Origin of the sequence: Microbacterium oxydans (genome assembly GCF_026559675.1) — a bacterium.
Taxonomy (GTDB): domain Bacteria; phylum Actinomycetota; class Actinomycetes; order Actinomycetales; family Microbacteriaceae; genus Microbacterium; species Microbacterium oxydans_D.
Genome location: NZ_CP092891.1, coordinates 82,077 through 101,337 on the forward strand (window position 1 = coordinate 82,077; position 19,261 = coordinate 101,337).

Genomic DNA, 19,261 nt, shown 5'->3' on the forward strand with positions numbered 1-19,261 from the left:
CTGCCTGCCGTCCGTGAACTCCCTGGCCCCCACGACCGAAGAGGATCGCACCATGTCCCGTGAGTCCCCGACTCTCGACCAGACGGCCCCGAAGAAGTCACCGCCCCTCGGCGGACGCTTCGTCGGCGCCGCCTCGAACTACATCGACGAGCGCACCAGCGTCTCCGGCCTTCTCAAGGAGCTGAGCCGGAAGGTCTTCCCCGACCACTGGTCGTTCATGCTCGGCGAGATCGCGCTGTGGGCGTTCGTGGTGGTGTTCATCTCCGGCACGTTCCTCACCTTCTTCTTCCAGGCCTCGATGGTGCCGACGCACTACACCGGTGCCTACGCCCCGATGCGCGGGATGGAGATGACCGCGGCCTTCGACTCGGCGTTGCGGATCTCGTTCGACATCCGCGGCGGGCTCCTGGTTCGCCAGATCCACCACTGGGCGGCGCTCGTGTTCGTGGCCGGCATCGGCCTCCACATGCTGCGGGTGTTCTTCACGGGCGCGTTCCGCAAGCCTCGCGAGCTCAACTGGGTGATCGGGTTCATCCTGTTCATCCTGGCGATGGCCGAGGGCTTCACCGGGTACTCGCTCCCGGACGACCTGCTCTCCGGCAACGGTCTGCGCATCATCGATGGGATGATCAAGGGTCTCCCGCTGATCGGCACCTGGACCTCGTTCATGCTGTTCGGCGGCGAGTTCCCCGGAACCGACATCATCGGGCGCCTGTACACGCTGCACATCCTCATCCTGCCGATGCTCGTCATCGCGCTGATCGTCGTGCATCTGATGCTGATGATCATCAACAAGCACACGCAGTTCGCGGGACCGGGCCGCACGAACGACAACGTCGTGGGCTACCCGATGATGCCGGTGTACGCGGCGAAGATGGGCGGGTTCTTCTTCATCGTCTTCGGTGTGATCGTGGTGCTCGGCACGTTCTTCCAGATCCTGCCGTTCTGGATCTACGGGCCGTACGACCCCTCGCCGATCTCGGCGGGAACCCAGCCGGACTGGTACATCGGCTTCGCGGACGGTGCCCTGCGACTGGCGCCTCCCAACTGGGACGTCGTGATGTTCGACCGCACCTGGTCGTTCGGCATCATCGTGCCGGTGGTGGTGATGGGCCTGTTCATCGTGACGGTCGCGATCTACCCGTTCCTCGAGGCGTGGATCACGGGCGACAAGCGCGAGCACCACATCGCAGAGCGCCCGCGCAACGCCGCCACCCGTACGGCGATCGGCGTCGCCGGCATGATCTTCTATGCCGTGCTGTGGGCCGCGGCTTCCTCCGACCTCATCGCGACGCACTTCATGCTCACGATGGAGGGCGTCATCCACTCCCTGCAGGCGCTGCTTCTGATCGGCCCGCTGAGCGGCTACTTCGTCACGAAGCGCATCTGCATCGCGCTGCAGAAGAAAGACCGTGAGATCGTGCTGCACGGCTTCGAGTCCGGCCGCATCGTGCGTCTCCCCGGCGGCGAGTTCGTGGAGGTGCACCAGCCGGTCGACGAGTACGACCGGTGGAAGCTCATCGACGTCGAGAGCTACGAGCCCCTCGTGGTGCGTCCGAACGCGAAGGGCCGCATCCCGTGGACGGAGAACGTGCGCTCCGCCGTCTCCCGCTGGTTCTTCGAAGACCGCCTCGTCCCTCTCACGCAGGCCGACATCGATGCGGCCGACGCGCACGGCGGCCACGGGCACCAGGAAGAACTGGCGGAGGGCGGACCCACGGCCGAGGTGGCGGGCAGCGGGAATGCTGAAGGTCGACAGGACTGATCGGTGGCGCCCGAGTGCGGCGTTCGGACTGTGCGTGTCCGGCGTCGCGCTCGGGTTCCTCCTCGGTGGCTTCCAGGGCGCATTCGGGGTCTTCCTCGTCGCCGTCGGCATCATGGCGGTCCGCGGATCCCGGACGCGGAGGGCTTCCATTCCGCGAGCGGCATGCGACTTCGTCCTGCGGGGGACGGACGAGCAGCCGATCGCCACGATGCTGTTCCGGCTGCGCGATGACACCGACGGGATGAGGGAGCACCTCCGGACGCACGGCTGGAGCCTCCTCGAACCTCCCCACGACGGACCGCTGACTCCCGTGCGCGGGGTCGGAGTCGAGTTCCGCGGCGACCGGAGTCTGGTGGTTCATGATGTGCGCGGCATCCGTCCTCACGAGACCCTCATCGCCGATCAGCTGAGTGGGCTTCCCGCGAACTGGGGGCGCGCCGCCGAGGAATCGGGCTACGTCCTGCTCCTCGTCGACGACGGCGGAACCGCGTCCGCGACGGCGTCCGGTGTCGGGGCGTATGCGCTCCTGCAGGGTGCCCACCTGTCTGCCTGAGGGGCGTGCGGACGTGGGTGCGCTCGGGGTTTCCGAGGGATCCTCGACCGCCCTTCGGTGGCCTTTCCGGACGCAAATAATTTCCCGGTCACAGAGAAATTTGACTTCCCCGGGGTTCTCGCTATGGTCGGAGGTTACGCCAGCCACCGAAGGGGAAGCGAGTAACCATGTCCGGAAAGTCCATCCAGGGTCGCGACAGCAAGAAGGCGCCGCAGCTCACGCTCAAGGAGAAGCGAGCAGCGAAGCGCGAGAAGAACGCACCAGACGAGTTCCTCAAGCCCCGCAAGGGCGCGAAGGGCTGAGCGGACTCGGCCCCGGCGGGTGCATCGCTGCGCGCTGCGCACCGCACCCGCCGGCGCGGCCTCAGCGGAAGACGCGCGTGATGCCGCTCTCGATCTGCGCCAGCTGGATGAAGATGACGAAGCGGTGGAGCGGCTTCAACGCGAACCGAAGGAATCGGCGGCCCCGACGGGGCCGTGCGGTCTCCCAGGTGAGGGTCACACCGAGCTGCATGCCGCCGGCGGCATGTTCGAGACTGAATCCCACGAGTCGCGGGTTCGATCGTGCCGCGTCGGGGCGGGTGAATCGCCACTGGACGCCGACCCGCTCCTCGCGGTTCACGAGGTGGACCCGCTGGCGCAGGAACTCCGCCTTGACCAGGATCGGCTTGCCGTCGGGTGTCGTGGTCGCCGTCGTCGCATTCCAGGTATCCGTCGTCGAGTCGTCCCCGTCGATCGCCGCGATCCCCTGATCCCACTCCGGGATGCGGGCCGCCGACGAGAGCAGAGCCCAGACGTCGTCCAGCGTCGCCGGGACGAAGATCGAGCGCGAACCGGTCAGTGCCGCCGCATCGGGTGAGTCCCGCTGCGGCAGGCGGAGTCGCTGCACCTCATCCAGCCGCGATGTCAGGGCCTCAGGATCGACGTCGAGCCGGTGCAGGATCTCGGCGATGAGCCCGCTCGGCTCGAAGGTCAGCGAGCGCAGCACGGCCGCGGAGTCACCGACACGATCCCCGGTCGACGCGTCCTTCAGGACCGCGAGTGCGCGATCGGTCCACTCGTAGCCCGCGGTCTCGTGGAAGACGATGCGCCCGGGCCCGTCGGCGCCGGATGTCACTCCGACGAGGTCGAGCTGCGCGGAGTGCTGCGCCGCCACGGCCGCGCGCGCCGCCTCCAGGCCGACACCCATGCTGCGCAGCACCTGCCCGCCGGTGTCGGGATCGATCGTCAGCGCGAGCAGGAGGTGATCGATGTCGGCGTCGCGGACGCCGAACCGGGACGCCTCCTCCATGGATGCCAGGGAGAGCGTGTGCATCGTGGCGGCCGCCCGGGTGAATCGGCTCATGAGTTCCGCCGGGGCACGACGATGGTCGGATCGATGCGCTTCGCGTGCTTCTTGTGCACGGCCTGACGCGACACTCCCAGAGCGTCGGCGATGGACTGCCAGCTCATTCCGGCCCGCAGTCCGGCCTCGACCTGCCGGAGCTCGAGCCTGTCAGCGAGGGTGCGAAGGGAGGCCACGGCACGGAGCCCCGCTCGCGGATCTGTCGTGTCCGCGGCGATCTGCGCGACGTCGAGGGATTCCATGCTGTCAACCTAGGTTGCTCGACCGATCCTTGTCAACCTGGGTTGCTCATTTCGGGGCCTCTCTCCCGGTGCTGCAGACGTCCCGGTCAGGCGGTTCCCGCGCGCATGAAGTCCTCGGCCTCCCGCACCTGCTGGTCCGACGGACGGATGCCGGTGTAGAGGACGAACTGCTCGAGCGCCTGCAGCGTGGCGACCTCGGCGCCCGTGATCACCGTCTTGCCGGCCGCGCGCCCCGCGGCGATCAGGGGTGTCTCGGCAGGGAGCGCGACGACGTCGAACACCACGCGGGCAGCGTCGATGGCCTTCTCCGAGAACGACAGCGCATGCTCCTCCGCCCCGCCGGCCATGCCGATCGGGGTGACGTTCACGATGATGTCGGCGCTCGCGTCCCCGACGTCGGCTCGCCAGGCGTAGCCGTACAGATCGGCCAGGGCGCGGCCGCCGGTCTCGTTCCGGGCGACGATCGTGACGCGCGTGAAGCCGGCGTCGCGGAACGCGGCCGCGGTGGCCTTCGCCATGCCGCCCGAGCCGCGCAGCAGCACGGACGCCGCCGGGTCGAGGCCGGCACGCTCGATCAGCTGCGCGATGGCGGAGTAGTCGGTGTTGTACGCCGTGAGCACGCCGTCGTCGTTCACGATGGTGTTGACCGAGTCGATCGCACTCGCAGACGCGTCCATCCGGTCGACCAGCGCGATCACGTCCTCCTTGTACGGCATCGAGATCGCGCAGCCGCGAATGCCGAGTCCGCGCACGCCCGCGATCGCCAATCCCAGGTCGGTCGGCGCGAACGCCTTGTAGATCCAGTTCAGTCCGAGCGCCTCGTAGAGGAAGTTGTGGAAGCGGGTGCCGTTGTTGCTCGGCCGTGCCGACAGCGAGATGCACAGCGTCATGTCCTTGTTGAGCAGCGTCACGGCAACAGGTTACTCGGGAGTCTGTCGGGATACCTCGACGAGATGGCCGAAACCCGCCGGTGCGCGGGCAGACGTCCCGCCAGCATGGGAACCGAACATCTCACCGACGAACCCGGAGGGGGCGGGCATGACCCGAGTGACCGAGAAGCCCACGCCGACCAGGGGAGGCGGAGTGCTGGTGCAGTTCGTCCTGCTCGCCCTCACCTGGGGAGCGAGCTTCCTGTTCGTCGCCATCGCGCTGGAGGGGCTGTCGCCGGCGCAGGTCGTGCTCGGAAGGCTGGTGACCGGAGCCGTGGCCCTCGCGGTGATCTGCCTCGTCGGGCGTCATCGCCTGCCGCCGTTCGGCCGGATCTGGGGGCACCTGCTCGTCGTCGGGCTGCTCCTCTGCGTCGTCCCGTTCCTGCTCTTCGCCTGGGCGCAGCAGGACATCTCGTCCGGGCTGGCGAGCATCTACAACGCCACGACGCCGCTCATGACGATGCTGGTGTCGCTGCTGGCGCTTCGGGAAGAGCGCCCGACGCGGGATCGCACCCTCGGCATCATCGTCGGATTCCTCGGCGTGCTGATCGTGCTGGGGCCGTGGAACGGGCTCGGCGGCGGAACGGCGCTCGCACAGCTGGCCTGCCTCGGCGCGACCGCCAGCTATGGAGCGGCCTTCGTGTATCTGCGCCGGTTCGTCTCGCCGCGCGGTCTCGCCGCGATCCCGGTCGCGACGGTGCAGGTGGGGCTCGGGGCGGTGGTGATGCTGGCCATCGCGCCGGCGGTCGCGATCACGCCGGTGTCGCTGTCGGTGCCGGTCGTGCTGGCCGTCCTCGCCCTCGGAGCGCTCGGAACGGGACTCGCCTACGTCTGGAACACGAACATCGTGGGCGCCTGGGGTGCGACGAACGCCTCGACCGTCACCTACCTGACCCCTGTCGTCGGCGTGGTCCTCGGCGTGATCGTGCTCGCGGAGCAGGTCTCCTGGAACGAGCCCGTCGGCGCCCTGATCGTGGTCCTCGGCATCGCGATCACGCAGGGGCGGCTGCACCGCCGGGTCTGAGCGGGGCCGATCGGTCGCGGATTCGGGGGAGAGGGGCACCGGAGTCGCCTCCGGGCTGTGTGCCCTGTCTCCACCCGAAACCTGCGATCCTCGCGGGATCAGTCCCCGACCTTCGCCGAATCCACCCCGTGGACCATGGTCCGTGGCGGGATCGTTCATCCTCCCCTATGGTGAAGGTGCATGCACAAGGGGATCGATCGTCCCCGTCTCTCCCCAGGAGACGGCAGCCTTCCCCAGAGGCAAGACGATCCGTGCATGCGATTGGGCCCTCTCGAGTAGTTCAGTCCCCAATGGGCTACTCGAGGGGGCCGCTCTCGTCATTCTCCCACCGATTTTCGGATTTGTCCCCCAAAAGGGGGACAAGCGCTCCGAAAAGGAGCTAGGCTGTTTCTGACGCACCCTCCGGTCGTCTTCGGCCCTCATCGCTCCCCCCGCGGTGAGGGCCACACCATTTTCCGGGCGCTTCGTCCGCCGGCCCGCGCGAATCCCGCTGTATGACGGCCGTGTGCCGCTCATGCAACATTTGGATTACCTTCTGCCCGCGGCTATTCCCCTCGGGGCCTCCTCCACTAGCGTTAGCGATGTCGGGGCATCCCTGCGTCGGCTTTTTACCCAGCAGAACAGGCAGTACATGAGCACCCAGGGCACGGTTAAGTGGTTCAACTCGGAGAAGGGCTTCGGCTTCATCTCCCCCGACGACGGAGGCGCTGACGTCTTCGCGCACTACTCCGCCATCCAGTCATCCGGCTACCGGTCTCTCGAAGAGAACCAGCGAGTCGAGTTCGATGTGGCGCAGGGCCCCAAGGGCCTGCAGGCTGAGAACATTCGCCCCGTCTGAGACGGGCGAGACACAGGACTCCCCGACCGGATCGCGTCGTCGACGCGCCATCCGGCGGGGAGTTCTGTGCTTTCGGCGGTCTTCGGCGCGGGAGCGCGCTGATCATCGTGGTCCGTCGACGCGGACGATCATGCGCCCGGGCGTCAGCCGAGCAGTAGTGCGCGCAGGTCGTCGACGGACGCGACGCGGAACGCCGCCTCGTCTCCTTCGTGCGAGTCGCTGAAGCCCCATTCGACGAAGATCACGGGCACGCCGTTCGCATTGCCGCCCTCGACGTCGTGGTGTCGATCCCCCACGAGCACCGGTCGGGAGACATCGGCGCCGAGCTCGCGGAGGCGGCGGAGCGCCTCGGCCACGATGTCGGTCTTCGACGCGAGCGTGGACTCGTCCGGCGTCGCGCCGACGGTCGTCAGGAATGCGGGGCGGAGACCGAAGTGATCGACGAGGGCGTCGACCTGGTTCTCCGGCTTAGAGCTGGCCGTCGCCTGCGGCACCCCGGCGGCGTGGAGGTCGTGGATGAGCTCGGTCACTCCGGGGTAGGTCGCGACGTCGGTGGTGTACCCGTCGGCCTTGCCGAGGGTGCGGTAGAACGCCACCGCCTCCGCGGACTCCTCCGGGGTCATGCCCGCCTGGTCCTGGAAGGACTGGAACATGGGCGGTCCGATCCAGTGAACCAGCTCCTCGCGCGTGGGTGCCGGGTGGCCGAAGTGGGTCAGCGCGACGTCCAGCCGACGGAGGATGCCGACGGATGCATCGATGATGGTGCCGTCGACGTCCCACAGCACGCAGGAGTAAGGGGAGTGGGGCATGCCTCCAGCCTATGGGGCCGATCGAGGGTGACCGCTCTTCCTGCACAGGTGTGCACGGGAGAACGTTCTGCACACCTCATGTGACCACCCCCTGTCCACATATAAGGTCGTGACAATGACGGATCTGCGGGCGAGAATGGGGGCATGTACGTGTCGGTGGAAGTCATCACGATGCTGGCGACAGCGGTGACGCTGCTCGTGGCGATCATCGGCGGATTCGGCTGGATGATCAATCGGATGGACGCGCGTTTCGATGCGCAAGACGTGAAGAACGAGGCGCGCTTCGCCCGCGTGGATGAGCGATTCGCCCGGGTGGATGAGCGATTCGACCGGGTGGACGAGCGATTCGAGCGGGTGGATAAGCGATTCGCGCGGGTGGACGAGCGATTCGGGAGGATGGAGGAGCGATCCGAGAGGATGGAGGAGCGATTCGACCGGATGGATGAGCGATTCGAGCGACTGACCGAGGCGGTCGATGGCTGCCGGCTCGAGATCACCGAGGTGAAGATCGCGGTCGCACGCCTCGAGGGGCCGATCCCGCGGCTGATGACCGTGCGCTGACCGGCGTCTGCGTCTGACCGGTAGAGGCTCAGAACAGCCGGGGGATCCCCGACTCGATGCCCTTCATGTCGTCGTAGTCGAGCACCAGGCAGCGGATGCCGCGATCCTCGGCGAGAACACGCGCCTGGGGCTTGATCTCCTGGGCGGCGAAGACACCCTGCACGGGGGAGAGGTGCGGGTCGCGGCCCAGCAGCTCGAGGTAGCGGGTGAGCTGCTCGACGCCGTCGATGTCGCCGCGGCGCTTGATCTCGACCGCGATGGCGGCGCCGTCCGCATCGCGCACCAGCAGGTCGACCGGACCGATCGCGGTCGGATACTCGCGGCGCACGAGGGTCGCGCCCTCCGAGATGCGGTCCACCTGCTCGGCGAGCAGGCGCTGCAGGTCGGCCTCGACGCCATCCTTCTGCAGTCCGGGGTCGACGCCCAGCTCGTGGGAGGTGTCGTGGATGATCTCGTAGATCTGCACGCGCAGGGCGTCACCGGTCTTCTTGTGCGTGACGCGCCAGACCTCGACGACGCCGGCGCTCGCCTCCTCCTCGCCGGGCTCCTCGCTCGACAGGGTGCACGGCGGGCTCATCCAGTTCAACGGCTTGTAGCTGCCGCCGTCGGAGTGCACGAGCAGACTCCCGTCTCCCTTGTGCACGAGCAGACGCGTGGCGAGCGGGAGATGGGCATTGAGCCGACCGGTGTAGTCGACCGAGCAGCGGGCGATGACGAGACGCACCCGTCGAGCCTACTTCGTCACGGTGCGGCTCCGACGCACACGACCCATCGCGTGCCGTCACCGGTCGGGAAAGAGCCGAGGGTCTCGCAGAGCGATGCGCGTCCGGGGCCGGGGCGACGGAGCCTCAGCTCTCCTGGCCTCCGCGCACCGGCGTCTTCTCGTCCTCGCGCAGGGGACGGGCGGCGCCGGAGAACAGTCCGGAGAGCACCACGAGTCCGACCAGGATGAACAGGGTGTTCAGCAGGCCGATGTGCTCGCTGATGACTCCGAGCACCGGAGGGCCGCCGAGGAACGAGATGTAGCCGATCGTCGCCGCGGCGCTGACGCGGGCGGCGGCCTTGACGGGGTCATCGGCCGCTGCCGACATACCGAGCGGGAACCCGAGCGAGGCGCCGACACCCCACAGGGCCGCTCCGACGAGCACGAGGGGGAACGTCGGCGCGAGGATGAAGAGCAGGATGCCGGAGGCCGCCGCGACGGCGAGGATGCGCAGCACCAGGACGCGTCCGAACCGGTCGACCAGCGGACCGCCGAACAGTCGCACCACCGTCATGCCGACGGAGAACACCGCGAGGGAGACCGCTCCGGTGCCCTCGCCGAAGCCGTGGCCCTGCTCGGTGCCGAGAGCGATCCAGTCGTTCGCGCCGCCCTCCGCGAAGGACATCCCGAGCATCACCGTGCCGAGCAGATAGGTGCGCGGCTCACGCCAGGCCTCGAGTGCCGTGTGCATCCGCGCACGGAACGGCGGCTTCTCGTGATCGGCGGGGTCGAGTGCCGCCTCGCGCGTGGGCACCTGGAAGAAGCAGACCACCGCGATCACGGCGATCAGTGCGCCCATGAACGCCGCATGCGTGGCGACGTCGATCGAGAGGTGGGCGGCGAGGGCGCCGACGCCCGCGCCGATGACCGTGCCGAAGCTGAAGAACGCGTGGAAGACGGGAAGGATCGTGCGGCCCATCTGCTGCTCGATCGCGGTGGCCTCGACGTTCATCATCACGTCCACGCAGCCGTTGCCGAAGCCGAAGAGCACCATGCCGACGAGCACGACGGCGACGGAGCCGAACACGGTCGCCCCGAGACCGACGAGGGTGATGCCGGTCGCGAACATCAGCATCGTCAGCAACATGCCGCGGCGCGCACCCGTCCGCGCCATGACGGCGGGGCTCGTCGAGATGCCGAGGATCGACGACACTCCCATGCCGAGGAGGATCAGTCCCACCTGCGCATTGTCGAGGTCGAGCGCCAGCTTGATCCCGGGCACGCGCGATGCCCAGGTCGCGATCGAGAGTCCGCTCGCCAGGAAGATGGCGAAGATCGCGGCACGCCAGCGGACGAACTGCGAACGGGTGAGGGCTGCATCCATGCCGGATAGCCTATCGAATCGATTCGATCCACCGGAACGGGAGGGAGCTATCCTCGAAGTATGAGCAGTCAGGAGACGCCGCGTCGGCCCACGATCGCCGACGTCGCGCGCGAGGCGGGAGTGGCGACCTCCACGGCCTCGGTGGTCTTCAGCGGCAAGGCGAAGGTGGCGGCGGCCACCAGGGAGCGCGTGCTCGCCGCTGCGGCCGAACTCGGCTACGCCGGACCCGATCCGCGTGCGGCATCCCTGCGCCGCGGACGCAGCGGCATCGTCGCGGTCGTGCTCGAGGGGCACCTGCGGGCGGCCTTCCTCGACCCCGTGACGACGGCCATGATGGACGGCCTCACCGACGGACTCGCCGAGCTCAGCGCCGGCATCCTGCTCATGCGCGACGAGCCGGGGGAGGACGGCTCGGCCATCGCGAACGCCCCCGTCGATGCGGTCGTGCTGATCGGATGCTCCGGACGCACGCGGGCATCGCTCGAGGTGGTCGTCGGTCGCGGACTCCCGGTGGTCGTGATCGAAGGCGATGCCGGCGACGCCATCCCACGCATCACTCTCGACAACGCCGAGGCCTCCGCCGAGATCGCCCGCCATGTGCGAGACCTCGGTCACCGCGACGTCGCCCTCGTCACGCTCCCGCTCGACAGCGATCGGGAACGCGGGCCCGTCACGCCCGACCGGGTCGCGAACGCGACCGTCGACGTCACGGTCCACCGGCTCGCGGGGACGCGTGAGGTGTTCCCCGACGCTCCGGCCATCTCGGCCGCGGGCAGCCTGATCGACGAGGGCGTCGTGGTGGGGCGGATGCTGCTGACCGACCCCGACACGCGGCCGACCGCCGTGCTCGCGCAGAGCGACCTGCTGGCCGTCGGCGTCATCCGTGCCGCGGAGGAGCTGGGGCTGCGCGTTCCGGAAGACCTCTCGGTCGCCGGATTCGACGGCATCGCGCTGGACGGTCTCGGCGACCTCACGCTCACGACCAGCGTGCAGCCGGCCGTCGAGAAGGGCCGGGCGGCCGGAGAGCAGGTGGCGCGCATGCTGCGGGGCGAGCCCGGTCTCACGCAGCACCTCACCTGCCGGTTCCGCGCCGGCACCACGACCGCCCGCGCCGCCCGCTGAGCGGCACCCGACCACGCCTCAGCTGCGCTGCGGGCCGAGCGGCAGCAGGGTGTCCCCGAAGTCCAGGATGCGGTAGCGACCGCAGTCGACCACCTCGTCGGGGACGGCGGGTACGGGGAGGCTCCACGGAACGGTCTGCGCATCCTCGACCAGGAACGACACCTCGCCGACGTCGAAGTCGTGCCGGTTCACCAGCCACGCGTAGCCGTTGAGCTCATGGTCGACCTGCACCAGCCGGGCGGGGTCGTCGAGATGCAGCTTGGGCAGCCGCACCGTCCAGAACTGCCCGCCGCCGGTGCGGCCGGACGCGTTCACCCAGTCGGTTACGCAGACGAGGTCGGGGTCCTCGGCGCCCGCGGCGGTGGCGAGCCGCGGGATGCTCAGGGCGCCGGCGACGACGAGCAGGACGGCGGCGGCGCTCGCGACGACCGAGCGGAACGGCATCCGCCACGCGTGCGGAGCCGCGACGAGCGCGAGCACGGGCGCGAAAGCGAGGGGCTGCAGGTAGCGTGCGGCGTGCGTCCCGAGCGCGATCGCCCCGATCCCCACCAGGACGGGCGCCAGCCAGGCCATCACCGCCACGAGCCGGGCTCCGTCCTCCCGGACGCGAACCGAGCGCACGACCGCGAGCGCGAGGAGCGCGAGCACGATCAGGCAGCCGACCACTCCGCCGGGCGAGGAGAGACGTTCCGCGAGAAGGCCGGCGTAGTACTCCAGCGACTCCCTCCACAGCCCGGGCTGCACGTATCCCGCCCCCGTGTTGGCGATCCATGCCTGCAGCGGAATGCGACCCACGAAGCCGATCATGGTGCCGGCGAGAAGCGTCACCAGGAGCATCGCGATCCGCGGCTTCCGTGGGGAGCGGATCATCGTCACGGCGAGGACGAGCGCGAGCGGAACCGTCGCCCAGGCCGCGTACAGCGGATTCGACAGCGTCGACACGGCAGCCGTCGCGAGGAGGGCGATGAACAATCCGAGGCCGCCGCCGTCGCGATCGATGAGGCGTCGGGCCAGGCCGACCGACAGCACGACCGCGACCACCGTCGCGGCGTAGTAGGTGGTCGTCAGCTGCAGGGACGCGAGCTCGAGGGCATCCCGCGACGCCGATGTCTCCGTCACGGCGAGGACCGCGAACACGGTGAGCCCCAGGAGCGGCCACGCCACGGGCGCCGACCCGTCGCGACGCCGACCCGCGACGAGTCGGAGAGCCCCGTAGAGCGCGATCAGGTTCACCACGGCGCTCGTCGCGAGCAGACCGTCCACATCCAGAGGCAGGGCGGAATCGAGGCCGGCGAACACCGCGGACTCGGGCAGGAACAGCACGCTCGACATCGCCCAGTCCAGCGGCTGGCCGGAGAGGAGGGACCGCGCGAACATGGCCACGATCAGGGAATCCCCGTCGCGGAACAGCAGCTCCGAGCGGGCGGAGGAGGCAACCTGCGCGGTGGTGATCACGGCCAGGGCCAGAGCCCCGAGCCACCCGGAAAGCTCCCGCAACCAGACCCCCCGCATGCGACAACTCTTGCACGATCGTGCAAGACGCGGACCGCGGGACCTTCTCGCCCCGGTAAACTGACAGGGACACCCCCCGCCTGAGCCGTGAGGCCGACGACCCCCGAGGGAGCCGCGTATATGCTGTTGCTCCTCGCCGTGTTCCTGCTCGGGTCGCTGTTGATGCCCGTTCTGGTGCGTTGGCTCGGGGCCCAGGCATTCGCGATCGCGGCCCTCGTGCCGGCGGCCGCCTTCGTGCACGCGCTCGTCATGACGCCGCAGGTGCTCGACGGACCGGTGCCGTTCGAGACCTACGAGTGGATTCCGCAGCTGGGGATCAGCCTGTCCATGAACATGGATGTGCTCGGCTGGGTGCTCACGCTGATCGTCACCGGTGTCGGCGCCCTGGTGCTGCTCTACTGCCGCTGGTACTTCTACGAGGACACCGTGGGGATCGGGCAGTTCGCCGGCGTCCTCCTCGGCTTCGCGGGAGCCATGTACGGACTCGTGCTCACCGACGACCTGGTGATGCTCGTCATGTTCTGGGAGGTGACGAGCATCCTCTCGTACCTCCTGATCGGCCACTACCGCCGCCGTGCGGCCAGCCGTCGTGCCGCTCTGCAGGCCCTGCTGGTTACCACACTCGGCGGCCTCGTGATGTTCGTCGGCGTCGTGCTGCTGGTCGTCGATGCCGGCACGTCCAGCATCCGCGAGATCCTCGAGATCGCACCCACCGGGCCGATCGTCGAGGCGGCGATCGTCATGCTCCTCGTCGGCGCGATCAGCAAGTCGGCGCTGTTCCCGTTCCACTTCTGGCTCCCCGGCGCGATGGCTGCGCCGACACCGGTGAGCGCGTATCTGCACGCGGCCGCCATGGTGAAGGCCGGCATCTACCTCATCGCCCGCTTCGCCCCGATCTTCGCGTTCAGTGCTACCTGGCGGCCCATCGTCATCACGCTCGGCATCCTCACGATGCTGCTCGGCGGCATCCAGGCGCTGCGCGAGACCGACCTCAAGCGCATCCTCGCGTTCGGCACGGTCAGCCAGCTGGGCTTCTTCGCCGTGGTCGTCGGATACGGCACGCAGGCGACGGCGCTCGCCGGTCTCGCCCTGGTCATCGGGCACGCGCTGTTCAAGTCCGCGCTGTTCCTCATCGTCGGCGTCATCGACCGCCAACTGTCCACCCGTGACATCAACGAGCTGTCCGGCGTGGGGCGGCAGGCACCGGTCATGGCCACGGCGGCATTCATCTCCGTCGCCTCCATGGCGGGTATCGCTCCGACCATCGGCTTCGTGGCGAAGGAGTCGACCCTCACGGCCCTCCTCGACGACGCGATCGGCGGCTCCCCGTGGGGCCTCGTCGCGCTCATCGGCATCATCCTCGGATCCATGCTCACTGCGGCATATGGCGTCCGCTTCCTCTGGGGCGCGTTCTGGAAGAAGCGCGACGAGTCGGGGCAGCAGCTCCCCGACACCGCGTGGCCCGACCCGCCCGTCGGCTTCCTGTCCGCGCCGATCATCCTCGCCGGCGTCACACTCGCCGCCGGCATCGGAGCTCCCGCGCTCGACGTCGCCCTGCACGGCTACGCGGTCACGGCGACGCCGGGGCTCGACCACGCGGGCGCCGCCGTCGAGGGCCCGGGGCACCTCGCGCTCTGGCACGGCTTCGAGCCCGCGCTCGGCATCTCGATCCTCTCGATCCTCCTCGGCATCGGGCTCTTCCTCCTCACCCGTCGCACCGGCTGGGACCGCAAGGCCCGCATGCTGCGCTTCACCGCGGCCGACGTGTACTACCTGGTGATGCGCGGCGTCGACCGGCTTTCGGTCCTCAGCACGACCCTCACGCAGCGCGGTTCGCTGCCGGTCTACGTGGGCACGATCTTCGTCGTGTTCGTCGCCGCCGAGGTCACGGCCCTGATCGCGAGCGACATCGACCGGTACAACCTCTCCCTCTGGCACACCCCTGCCCAGATCGTCGTGGCGCCGATCATGGCGGCGGCCGGCATCTTCGCCATCCGCGCGCAGAAGCGGTACACCGGCGTGGTGCTGGTCTCGGTCACCGGCCTCGGCATGGTGGTGCTGTTCGCGACCAGCGGCGCCCCCGACCTCGCGCTCACCCAGATCCTGGTCGAGACGGTCACCATGGTCACCTTCGCACTCGTGCTGCGGCGGCTTCCCGCGCGCATGGGCGAGCACAACGCCTCGGTGGGCCGGATCCCCCGTGCCCTGCTGGCGATCGGCGTGGGTGTGACCATGGCCTTCGTCGCGGTCGTCGCCACCCAGTCCCGCATCGCCGATCCGATCTCCGAGGCGTTCCCGACGCTCGCGTACGAGATCGGTCACGGCAAGAACGTCGTCAACGTCGCGCTGGTCGATCTGCGTGGCTGGGACACCATGGGCGAGCTCTCCGTGCTCGTGCTCGCCGCGACCGGCGTGGCCTCCCTCGTGTTCGTCACCCACCGCGCCGACCTGCTCGCCGCCACCAAGAACCTGCCGCGGGCGACGCGCAAGGCCGCCCGCAGCCGTCCGCTGGTCGAGACCACCGAGGGCATCCGCTTCCAGACCACCGAGAACGAGAGCAGCCCGCGCGCCTGGCTCGTCGGCGGTCAGAAGATGAAACCGGAGAACCGGTCGATCCTGCTCGAGGTCATCGTCCGCATCCTGTTCCACACGATCATCGTGGTGTCGATCTTCCTGCTGTTCTCCGGCCACAACCTCCCCGGCGGCGGCTTCGCGGGCGGGCTCGTCGCGGGCATGGCCCTGGTCATGCGCTACATCGCGGGCGGTCGCTGGGAGCTGGGCGCCGCCGCGCCGACGGATGCCGGTCGACTGCTCGGCACCGGCCTCATCCTCGCCGTGGGCACCGCGGTCGTCCCGCTGCTGTTCGGTCTCGCGCCGCTGACCAGCTCGTTCTGGGAGTGGGAGATCCCCGGCATCGGGCACATGGAGTTCGTCACCTCGACCATCTTCGACGTGGGCGTGTACCTCGTCGTCATCGGCCTGGTCCTCGACGTGCTGCGCAGCCTCGGCGCCGAGGTCGACCGTCAGGCCGCCCTGCGCACGACGCCGGGTCCTGAGGGCTTCCTCTCGCGGGGCGGAGGGAACAGCTGATGGACGTCTCCCTCACCCTGATCGTCATCATGGCCGTGCTCTTCGCGTGCGGCGTGTACGCGATGCTGGAGCGCAGCCTGACCCGCGTGCTGATCGGCTTCCTGCTGCTCGGTAACGCCACGAACCTGCTGCTGCTGATCGTGATGGGCGTGCCGGGCAACGCGCCGTTCTTCGGCACCGAGGGCGAGATGAGCGACCCGCTCCCGCAGGCTCTCACGCTCACCGCGATCGTGATCACCTTCGCGGTCTCGGCGTTCCTCCTCGCGCTGATCTACCGCTCCTGGCAGCTGGGCCAGGCCGACACCGTCGAGGACGACGAGGCCGACATCGCGCTCCGCGAGCGCACCGACGCCGACGAAGACCTCATGGACGACGAGTCCGAGACCGACGACGACGAGGCGACCACCGACTTCGTCGGGGTGCAGACGGCGCCGATCACGGTGCTGCACATGCGCGACCACCCCGCCATCCACGACGACGCTCCGTTCGACGCCCCCACCGGCTGGGGGAGCGAACCCACCTCGCGCTCAGCCGAGGGCGACCAGGCGCGCCCCGATGAACCCCACGACCGTGACGAAGAGGAGGACAGGCCATGACCGCCCTCGTCCCCCTCCTCGTCGGACTGCCGCTCCTCGGTGCCGCGATCACCCTCGTCTTCGGACGCAACCCGCGGCTCCAGGTCGTCGTCACGGTGGCCACCCTCGCCGCGGTCTCGGTCATCGCCGCCATCCTGCTGGTCGTCGTGGACTCCGGCGATCCGCTGGCCGTCTCGGTCGGCGGATGGCCCGTCCCGTTCGGCATCGTGCTGTACGTCGACAGGCTCGCCGCGCTCCTGGTGCTCGTATCGAGCATCGTGCTGCTCGCCGTCCTCCTCTTCTCGATCGGTCAGGGCGCCGCGGACGGCACGGACGAGACCCCGATCTCGATCTTCAACCCCTCGTACCTGATCCTCGCGGCCGGCATCTTCAACGCCTTCATCGCGGGCGACCTCTTCAACCTCTACGTCGGGTTCGAGATCCTGCTCGTCGCGTCCTACGTGCTGATCACGCTGGGCAGCACCGAGTCGCGCATCCGCACCGGCGCGGTGTACATCGTCGTCTCGCTCGTCTCGTCGATCCTGTTCCTCGCGTCGATCGCGATGATCTACGGCGCGCTCGGCACGGTCAACATGGCGCAGATCGCCGAGCGCATGTCCGAGCTCCCGCAGGAGACGCAGCTGGTGCTGCACCTGATGCTCGTGGTCGCCTTCGGCATCAAGGCGGCCATCTTCCCGGTGTCGTTCTGGCTGCCCGACTCGTACCCGACCGCGCCGGCCCCGGTCACCGCGGTGTTCGCCGGGTTGCTGACCAAGGTCGGCGTCTACGCGCTGATCCGCACCGAGACGCAGCTCTTCGCATCGAACAGCATCGACACGCTGCTGCTGATCATCGCGCTCGCGACCATGATCGTCGGGGTGCTCGGCGCGGTCGCGCAGGCGGAGCTCAAACGAATCCTGTCGTTCACCCTGGTCAGCCATGTCGGCTACATGATCTTCGGTCTCGCGATAGCGACCCCCGCGGCCATCGGCGCGACGGTGTACTACATCGTCCACCACATCGTCGTGCAGACGACGCTGTTCCTCGCCGTCGGGCTCGTGGAACGTCGAGCGGGCAGCACCTCGATCCTGCGTGTGAAGGGCCTGCTGAAGGTCGCGCCCGTCATCGCCGTCCTCTACTTCGTTCCGGCGATCAACCTCGGTGGCCTGCCGCCGTTCTCGGGGTTCATCGGCAAGTTCGCGCTGTTCGAGGCCGCGGCGTCCGTGGGCACCCCGCTCATGATCGTGCTGATCTTCGGCGGCATCATCACCTCGCTGCTCACGCTCTACGCCCTCATGCGCGCCTGGAACCTCGCGTTCTGGCGTGAGGAGGAGGACTCGACCGAGACCGAGGGTCGCATCTCCTACCTCGGCAACGCTCCGGCCGCCGACGAGCAGCAGGAGACCCGCCGCATCCCGAAGATCATGACGGTCGCGACCGGCGGGATGGTCGCGGTCACGCTGGCGCTGACGATCTTCGCCGGCCCGCTCTACGCGCTCTGCGACCGCATCGGCGCCGCCCTGCTGCAGCCCGTGAGCCTGGTGCAGCTGGAAGAGGAGGTGGGCTGATGGGTCGCGACACCAAGCGCCACCTCTGGCGGGACATCCGGGTGCAGCTGCCGTTCCTCGCATGGCTCGTCGTGCTCTGGATGCTGCTGTGGGCGCAGTTCACCGTGCTGTCGTTCCTCACCGGTCTCGTCGTCGCGATCTTCGTGACCCGCGTCTTCCGCCTGCCGACGGTCGCGCTCTCCGGTCGCGTGAACCTCTGGTACGCCGCGCTCTTCGTCGTGCAGTTCCTGTGGGCGGTGCTCAGCGGTGCGCTCTCGGTCACCGTGCAGGTCTTCGACTTCCGCCGGCAGCCGGGCACGGCCATCATCGCGGTGCCGCTGCGCTACGCCGATGACCTGGTGATGACGCACGTCGCCGTCGTGTCGTCACTGATCCCCGGGTCGCTCGTCGTCGAGACCGATCGAGACCGACGCATCCTGTACCTGCACGTGATCGGGGTAAGGAACCGGGCCGATGTCGAGAAGCAGCGCGCCGGGGTGCTCACGTGGGAGCGCCGAGTCGTGCGTGCGCTGGGCGACCCCGCGCAGTACCGTGCCCTCAAGGCCGACCAGCGCGCCGGACTCGGATCGATGAAGGGCGGTGCCCGATGAACATCCTGCTCCTGCTGATCATGGTGGTGTTCGGCATCGCCGCCATCCTCGCGCTCATCCGCATCGTGCGCGGTCCGTCGATCCTCGACCGTGCCGTCGCCTCCGACGTGCTCCTCACCGAGGTGATGTGCGTGCTCGGTGCGGAGATGGCCATCAACGGTCACACCCGCAACATCCCCGTGCTCCTCATCATCGCCGCGATCGGGGTGTTCGGCTCCATCGCCGTCGCCCGCTTCGTCGCGAGAAGGGACAACACGACCTCATGAACGTCTTCGGTCTCATGATCCCGGATGCCGTCATCGACGTGGCCGTCCTGGTGCTGATCCTGCTCGGAGCCGTGCTCTGCCTGTCGGCTGCGGTGGGACTGCTGCACTTCCGCGACGTGCCGTCGCGGCTGCACGCGGCCACCAAGCCTCAGGTGCTCGGCCTGCTGCTCATCTGCATCGCCATCGCCCTGTCGCAGCGCTCGATCGGCGGCATCCTGCTCGGGTTCGTGCTGGTGGCCCCCGTGGTGCTGATGCAGTTCGCGACCGCCCCGCTCTCGGCGCACATGGTCGGCCGGCAGGCGTACCGCAACGGCACGATCGAGCAGCGCGGTCTCGTCGCGGACGAGCTGGCCGAGTCGAAGCAGACCCCGCCCGCCGCCGGCTGA

20 protein-coding genes are annotated in these 19,261 nt (G+C 68.8%); 13 read left to right on the forward strand and 7 right to left on the reverse strand.

Annotated features, from left to right (window positions below; all coding sequences use genetic code 11):
- Positions 1–52 precede the first annotated feature (52 nt).
- From MME74_RS00435 to MME74_RS00445, 3 genes are all read left to right on the forward strand, one after another.
- On the forward strand, positions 53–1,765 hold the full coding sequence (locus tag MME74_RS00435; protein WP_267416660.1) for a cytochrome b: 1,713 nt from the start codon (positions 53–55) through the stop codon (positions 1,763–1,765).
- Between the two features lie 34 nt (positions 1,766–1,799).
- Positions 1,800–2,318: a hypothetical protein gene (locus MME74_RS00440; protein WP_267416661.1), complete on the forward strand. Its 519-nt coding sequence runs from the start codon at positions 1,800–1,802 to the stop codon at positions 2,316–2,318.
- Between the two features lie 167 nt (positions 2,319–2,485).
- Positions 2,486–2,620, forward strand: a complete 135-nt coding sequence (locus tag MME74_RS00445; RefSeq protein ID WP_267416662.1) for a hypothetical protein — start codon at positions 2,486–2,488, stop codon at positions 2,618–2,620.
- A gap of 61 nt (positions 2,621–2,681) precedes the next feature.
- Here the strand turns inward: MME74_RS00445 and MME74_RS00450 are convergent, their stop codons facing one another.
- The 3 genes from MME74_RS00450 to MME74_RS00460 form a co-directional block, all read right to left on the reverse strand.
- Positions 2,682–3,662 (reverse strand): Clp protease N-terminal domain-containing protein, encoded by a 981-nt coding sequence (locus MME74_RS00450; protein ID WP_267416663.1) that lies wholly within the window; start codon positions 3,660–3,662, stop codon positions 2,682–2,684.
- Entirely contained in the window at positions 3,659–3,904 is a 246-nt protein-coding gene (locus tag MME74_RS00455) for a hypothetical protein (RefSeq protein WP_267416664.1), read from the reverse strand. Before MME74_RS00455 ends, MME74_RS00450 begins: the two co-directional genes overlap by 4 nt.
- An 86-nt stretch (positions 3,905–3,990) precedes the next feature.
- On the reverse strand, positions 3,991–4,815 hold the full coding sequence (locus tag MME74_RS00460) for a shikimate 5-dehydrogenase (protein ID WP_267416665.1): 825 nt from the start codon (positions 4,813–4,815) through the stop codon (positions 3,991–3,993).
- 127 nt (positions 4,816–4,942) lie between these two features.
- Here MME74_RS00460 and MME74_RS00465 point away from each other — a divergent pair, with 127 nt between their 5' ends.
- Together MME74_RS00465 and MME74_RS00470 are read left to right on the forward strand one after the other, a co-directional pair.
- Entirely contained in the window at positions 4,943–5,857 is a 915-nt protein-coding gene (locus MME74_RS00465; RefSeq protein WP_267416667.1) for a DMT family transporter, read from the forward strand.
- Positions 5,858–6,488: 631 nt separating this feature from the next.
- On the forward strand, positions 6,489–6,695 hold the full coding sequence (locus MME74_RS00470) for a cold-shock protein (protein ID WP_017203899.1): 207 nt from the start codon (positions 6,489–6,491) through the stop codon (positions 6,693–6,695).
- Positions 6,696–6,838: 143 nt separating this feature from the next.
- Here MME74_RS00470 and MME74_RS00475 read toward each other — a convergent pair whose 3' ends face one another.
- Positions 6,839–7,504 (reverse strand): HAD hydrolase-like protein, encoded by a 666-nt coding sequence (locus MME74_RS00475; RefSeq protein ID WP_267416668.1) that lies wholly within the window; start codon positions 7,502–7,504, stop codon positions 6,839–6,841.
- Between the two features lie 198 nt (positions 7,505–7,702).
- On the opposite strand from MME74_RS00475, the gene MME74_RS00480 reads away from it, so the two are divergent.
- Positions 7,703–8,065 carry a response regulator gene (locus MME74_RS00480; protein WP_267416669.1) on the forward strand — a complete coding sequence of 121 codons (363 nt, stop codon included), beginning with the start codon at positions 7,703–7,705 and terminating at the stop codon, positions 8,063–8,065.
- Between the two features lie 28 nt (positions 8,066–8,093).
- On the opposite strand, the gene nucS is transcribed toward MME74_RS00480, so the two are convergent.
- Both nucS and MME74_RS00490 read right to left on the reverse strand, forming a co-directional pair.
- Complete coding sequence (gene nucS / locus MME74_RS00485) at positions 8,094–8,789, reverse strand: endonuclease NucS (RefSeq protein ID WP_267416670.1); 696 nt, start codon at positions 8,787–8,789, stop codon at positions 8,094–8,096.
- Positions 8,790–8,913: 124 nt separating this feature from the next.
- Entirely contained in the window at positions 8,914–10,152 is a 1,239-nt protein-coding gene (locus MME74_RS00490) for an MFS transporter (protein ID WP_267416671.1), read from the reverse strand.
- A 60-nt stretch (positions 10,153–10,212) separates the two neighbouring features.
- On the opposite strand from MME74_RS00490, the gene MME74_RS00495 reads away from it, so the two are divergent.
- Positions 10,213–11,274 carry a LacI family DNA-binding transcriptional regulator gene (locus MME74_RS00495; protein WP_267416672.1) on the forward strand — a complete coding sequence of 354 codons (1,062 nt, stop codon included), beginning with the start codon at positions 10,213–10,215 and terminating at the stop codon, positions 11,272–11,274.
- A gap of 18 nt (positions 11,275–11,292) precedes the next feature.
- Here MME74_RS00495 and MME74_RS00500 read toward each other — a convergent pair whose 3' ends face one another.
- Positions 11,293–12,786: a hypothetical protein gene (locus MME74_RS00500; RefSeq protein ID WP_267416673.1), complete on the reverse strand. Its 1,494-nt coding sequence runs from the start codon at positions 12,784–12,786 to the stop codon at positions 11,293–11,295.
- 120 nt (positions 12,787–12,906) lie between these two features.
- On the opposite strand from MME74_RS00500, the gene MME74_RS00505 reads away from it, so the two are divergent.
- Genes MME74_RS00505 through mnhG form a run of 6 tightly spaced genes read left to right on the forward strand, consistent with a single transcriptional unit; the run spans position 12,907 to position 19,261 of the window.
- Positions 12,907–15,876, forward strand: coding sequence for a Na+/H+ antiporter subunit A (locus tag MME74_RS00505; RefSeq protein ID WP_267416674.1), 2,970 nt, complete (start codon positions 12,907–12,909; stop codon positions 15,874–15,876).
- On the forward strand, positions 15,876–16,472 hold the full coding sequence (locus MME74_RS00510) for a Na(+)/H(+) antiporter subunit C (protein WP_267416675.1): 597 nt from the start codon (positions 15,876–15,878) through the stop codon (positions 16,470–16,472). The genes MME74_RS00505 and MME74_RS00510 overlap by 1 nt, the downstream gene beginning before the upstream one ends.
- Positions 16,469–18,019 carry a Na+/H+ antiporter subunit D gene (locus MME74_RS00515; RefSeq protein ID WP_267416676.1) on the forward strand — a complete coding sequence of 517 codons (1,551 nt, stop codon included), beginning with the start codon at positions 16,469–16,471 and terminating at the stop codon, positions 18,017–18,019. The genes MME74_RS00510 and MME74_RS00515 overlap by 4 nt, the downstream gene beginning before the upstream one ends.
- Positions 18,019–18,609: a Na+/H+ antiporter subunit E gene (locus MME74_RS00520; protein ID WP_267416677.1), complete on the forward strand. Its 591-nt coding sequence runs from the start codon at positions 18,019–18,021 to the stop codon at positions 18,607–18,609. The genes MME74_RS00515 and MME74_RS00520 overlap by 1 nt, the downstream gene beginning before the upstream one ends.
- A complete protein-coding gene (locus MME74_RS00525) occupies positions 18,606–18,875 on the forward strand; it encodes a monovalent cation/H+ antiporter complex subunit F (protein WP_267416678.1) in 270 nt (89 codons plus the stop codon). The genes MME74_RS00520 and MME74_RS00525 overlap by 4 nt, the downstream gene beginning before the upstream one ends.
- Complete coding sequence (gene mnhG, locus MME74_RS00530; protein ID WP_267416679.1) at positions 18,872–19,261, forward strand: monovalent cation/H(+) antiporter subunit G; 390 nt, start codon at positions 18,872–18,874, stop codon at positions 19,259–19,261. Before MME74_RS00525 ends, mnhG begins: the two co-directional genes overlap by 4 nt.

Coding starts and splice junctions, on each gene's coding strand:
- MME74_RS00435 (WP_267416660.1), top strand. CDS start 53: ATGTCCCGTGAGTCCCCGACTCTCGACCAGACGGCCCCGAAGAAGTCA.
- MME74_RS00445 (WP_267416662.1), top strand. CDS start 2,486: ATGTCCGGAAAGTCCATCCAGGGTCGCGACAGCAAGAAGGCGCCGCAG.
- MME74_RS00450 (WP_267416663.1), bottom strand. CDS start 3,662: ATGAGCCGATTCACCCGGGCGGCCGCCACGATGCACACGCTCTCCCTG.
- MME74_RS00455 (WP_267416664.1), bottom strand. CDS start 3,904: ATGGAATCCCTCGACGTCGCGCAGATCGCCGCGGACACGACAGATCCG.
- MME74_RS00465 (WP_267416667.1), top strand. CDS start 4,943: ATGACCCGAGTGACCGAGAAGCCCACGCCGACCAGGGGAGGCGGAGTG.
- MME74_RS00470 (WP_017203899.1), top strand. CDS start 6,489: ATGAGCACCCAGGGCACGGTTAAGTGGTTCAACTCGGAGAAGGGCTTC.
- MME74_RS00475 (WP_267416668.1), bottom strand. CDS start 7,504: ATGCCCCACTCCCCTTACTCCTGCGTGCTGTGGGACGTCGACGGCACC.
- MME74_RS00490 (WP_267416671.1), bottom strand. CDS start 10,152: ATGGATGCAGCCCTCACCCGTTCGCAGTTCGTCCGCTGGCGTGCCGCG.
- MME74_RS00495 (WP_267416672.1), top strand. CDS start 10,213: ATGAGCAGTCAGGAGACGCCGCGTCGGCCCACGATCGCCGACGTCGCG.
- MME74_RS00500 (WP_267416673.1), bottom strand. CDS start 12,786: ATGCGGGGGGTCTGGTTGCGGGAGCTTTCCGGGTGGCTCGGGGCTCTG.
- MME74_RS00505 (WP_267416674.1), top strand. CDS start 12,907: ATGCTGTTGCTCCTCGCCGTGTTCCTGCTCGGGTCGCTGTTGATGCCC.
- MME74_RS00510 (WP_267416675.1), top strand. CDS start 15,876: ATGGACGTCTCCCTCACCCTGATCGTCATCATGGCCGTGCTCTTCGCG.
- MME74_RS00515 (WP_267416676.1), top strand. CDS start 16,469: ATGACCGCCCTCGTCCCCCTCCTCGTCGGACTGCCGCTCCTCGGTGCC.
- MME74_RS00520 (WP_267416677.1), top strand. CDS start 18,019: ATGGGTCGCGACACCAAGCGCCACCTCTGGCGGGACATCCGGGTGCAG.
- MME74_RS00525 (WP_267416678.1), top strand. CDS start 18,606: ATGAACATCCTGCTCCTGCTGATCATGGTGGTGTTCGGCATCGCCGCC.
- mnhG (WP_267416679.1), top strand. CDS start 18,872: ATGAACGTCTTCGGTCTCATGATCCCGGATGCCGTCATCGACGTGGCC.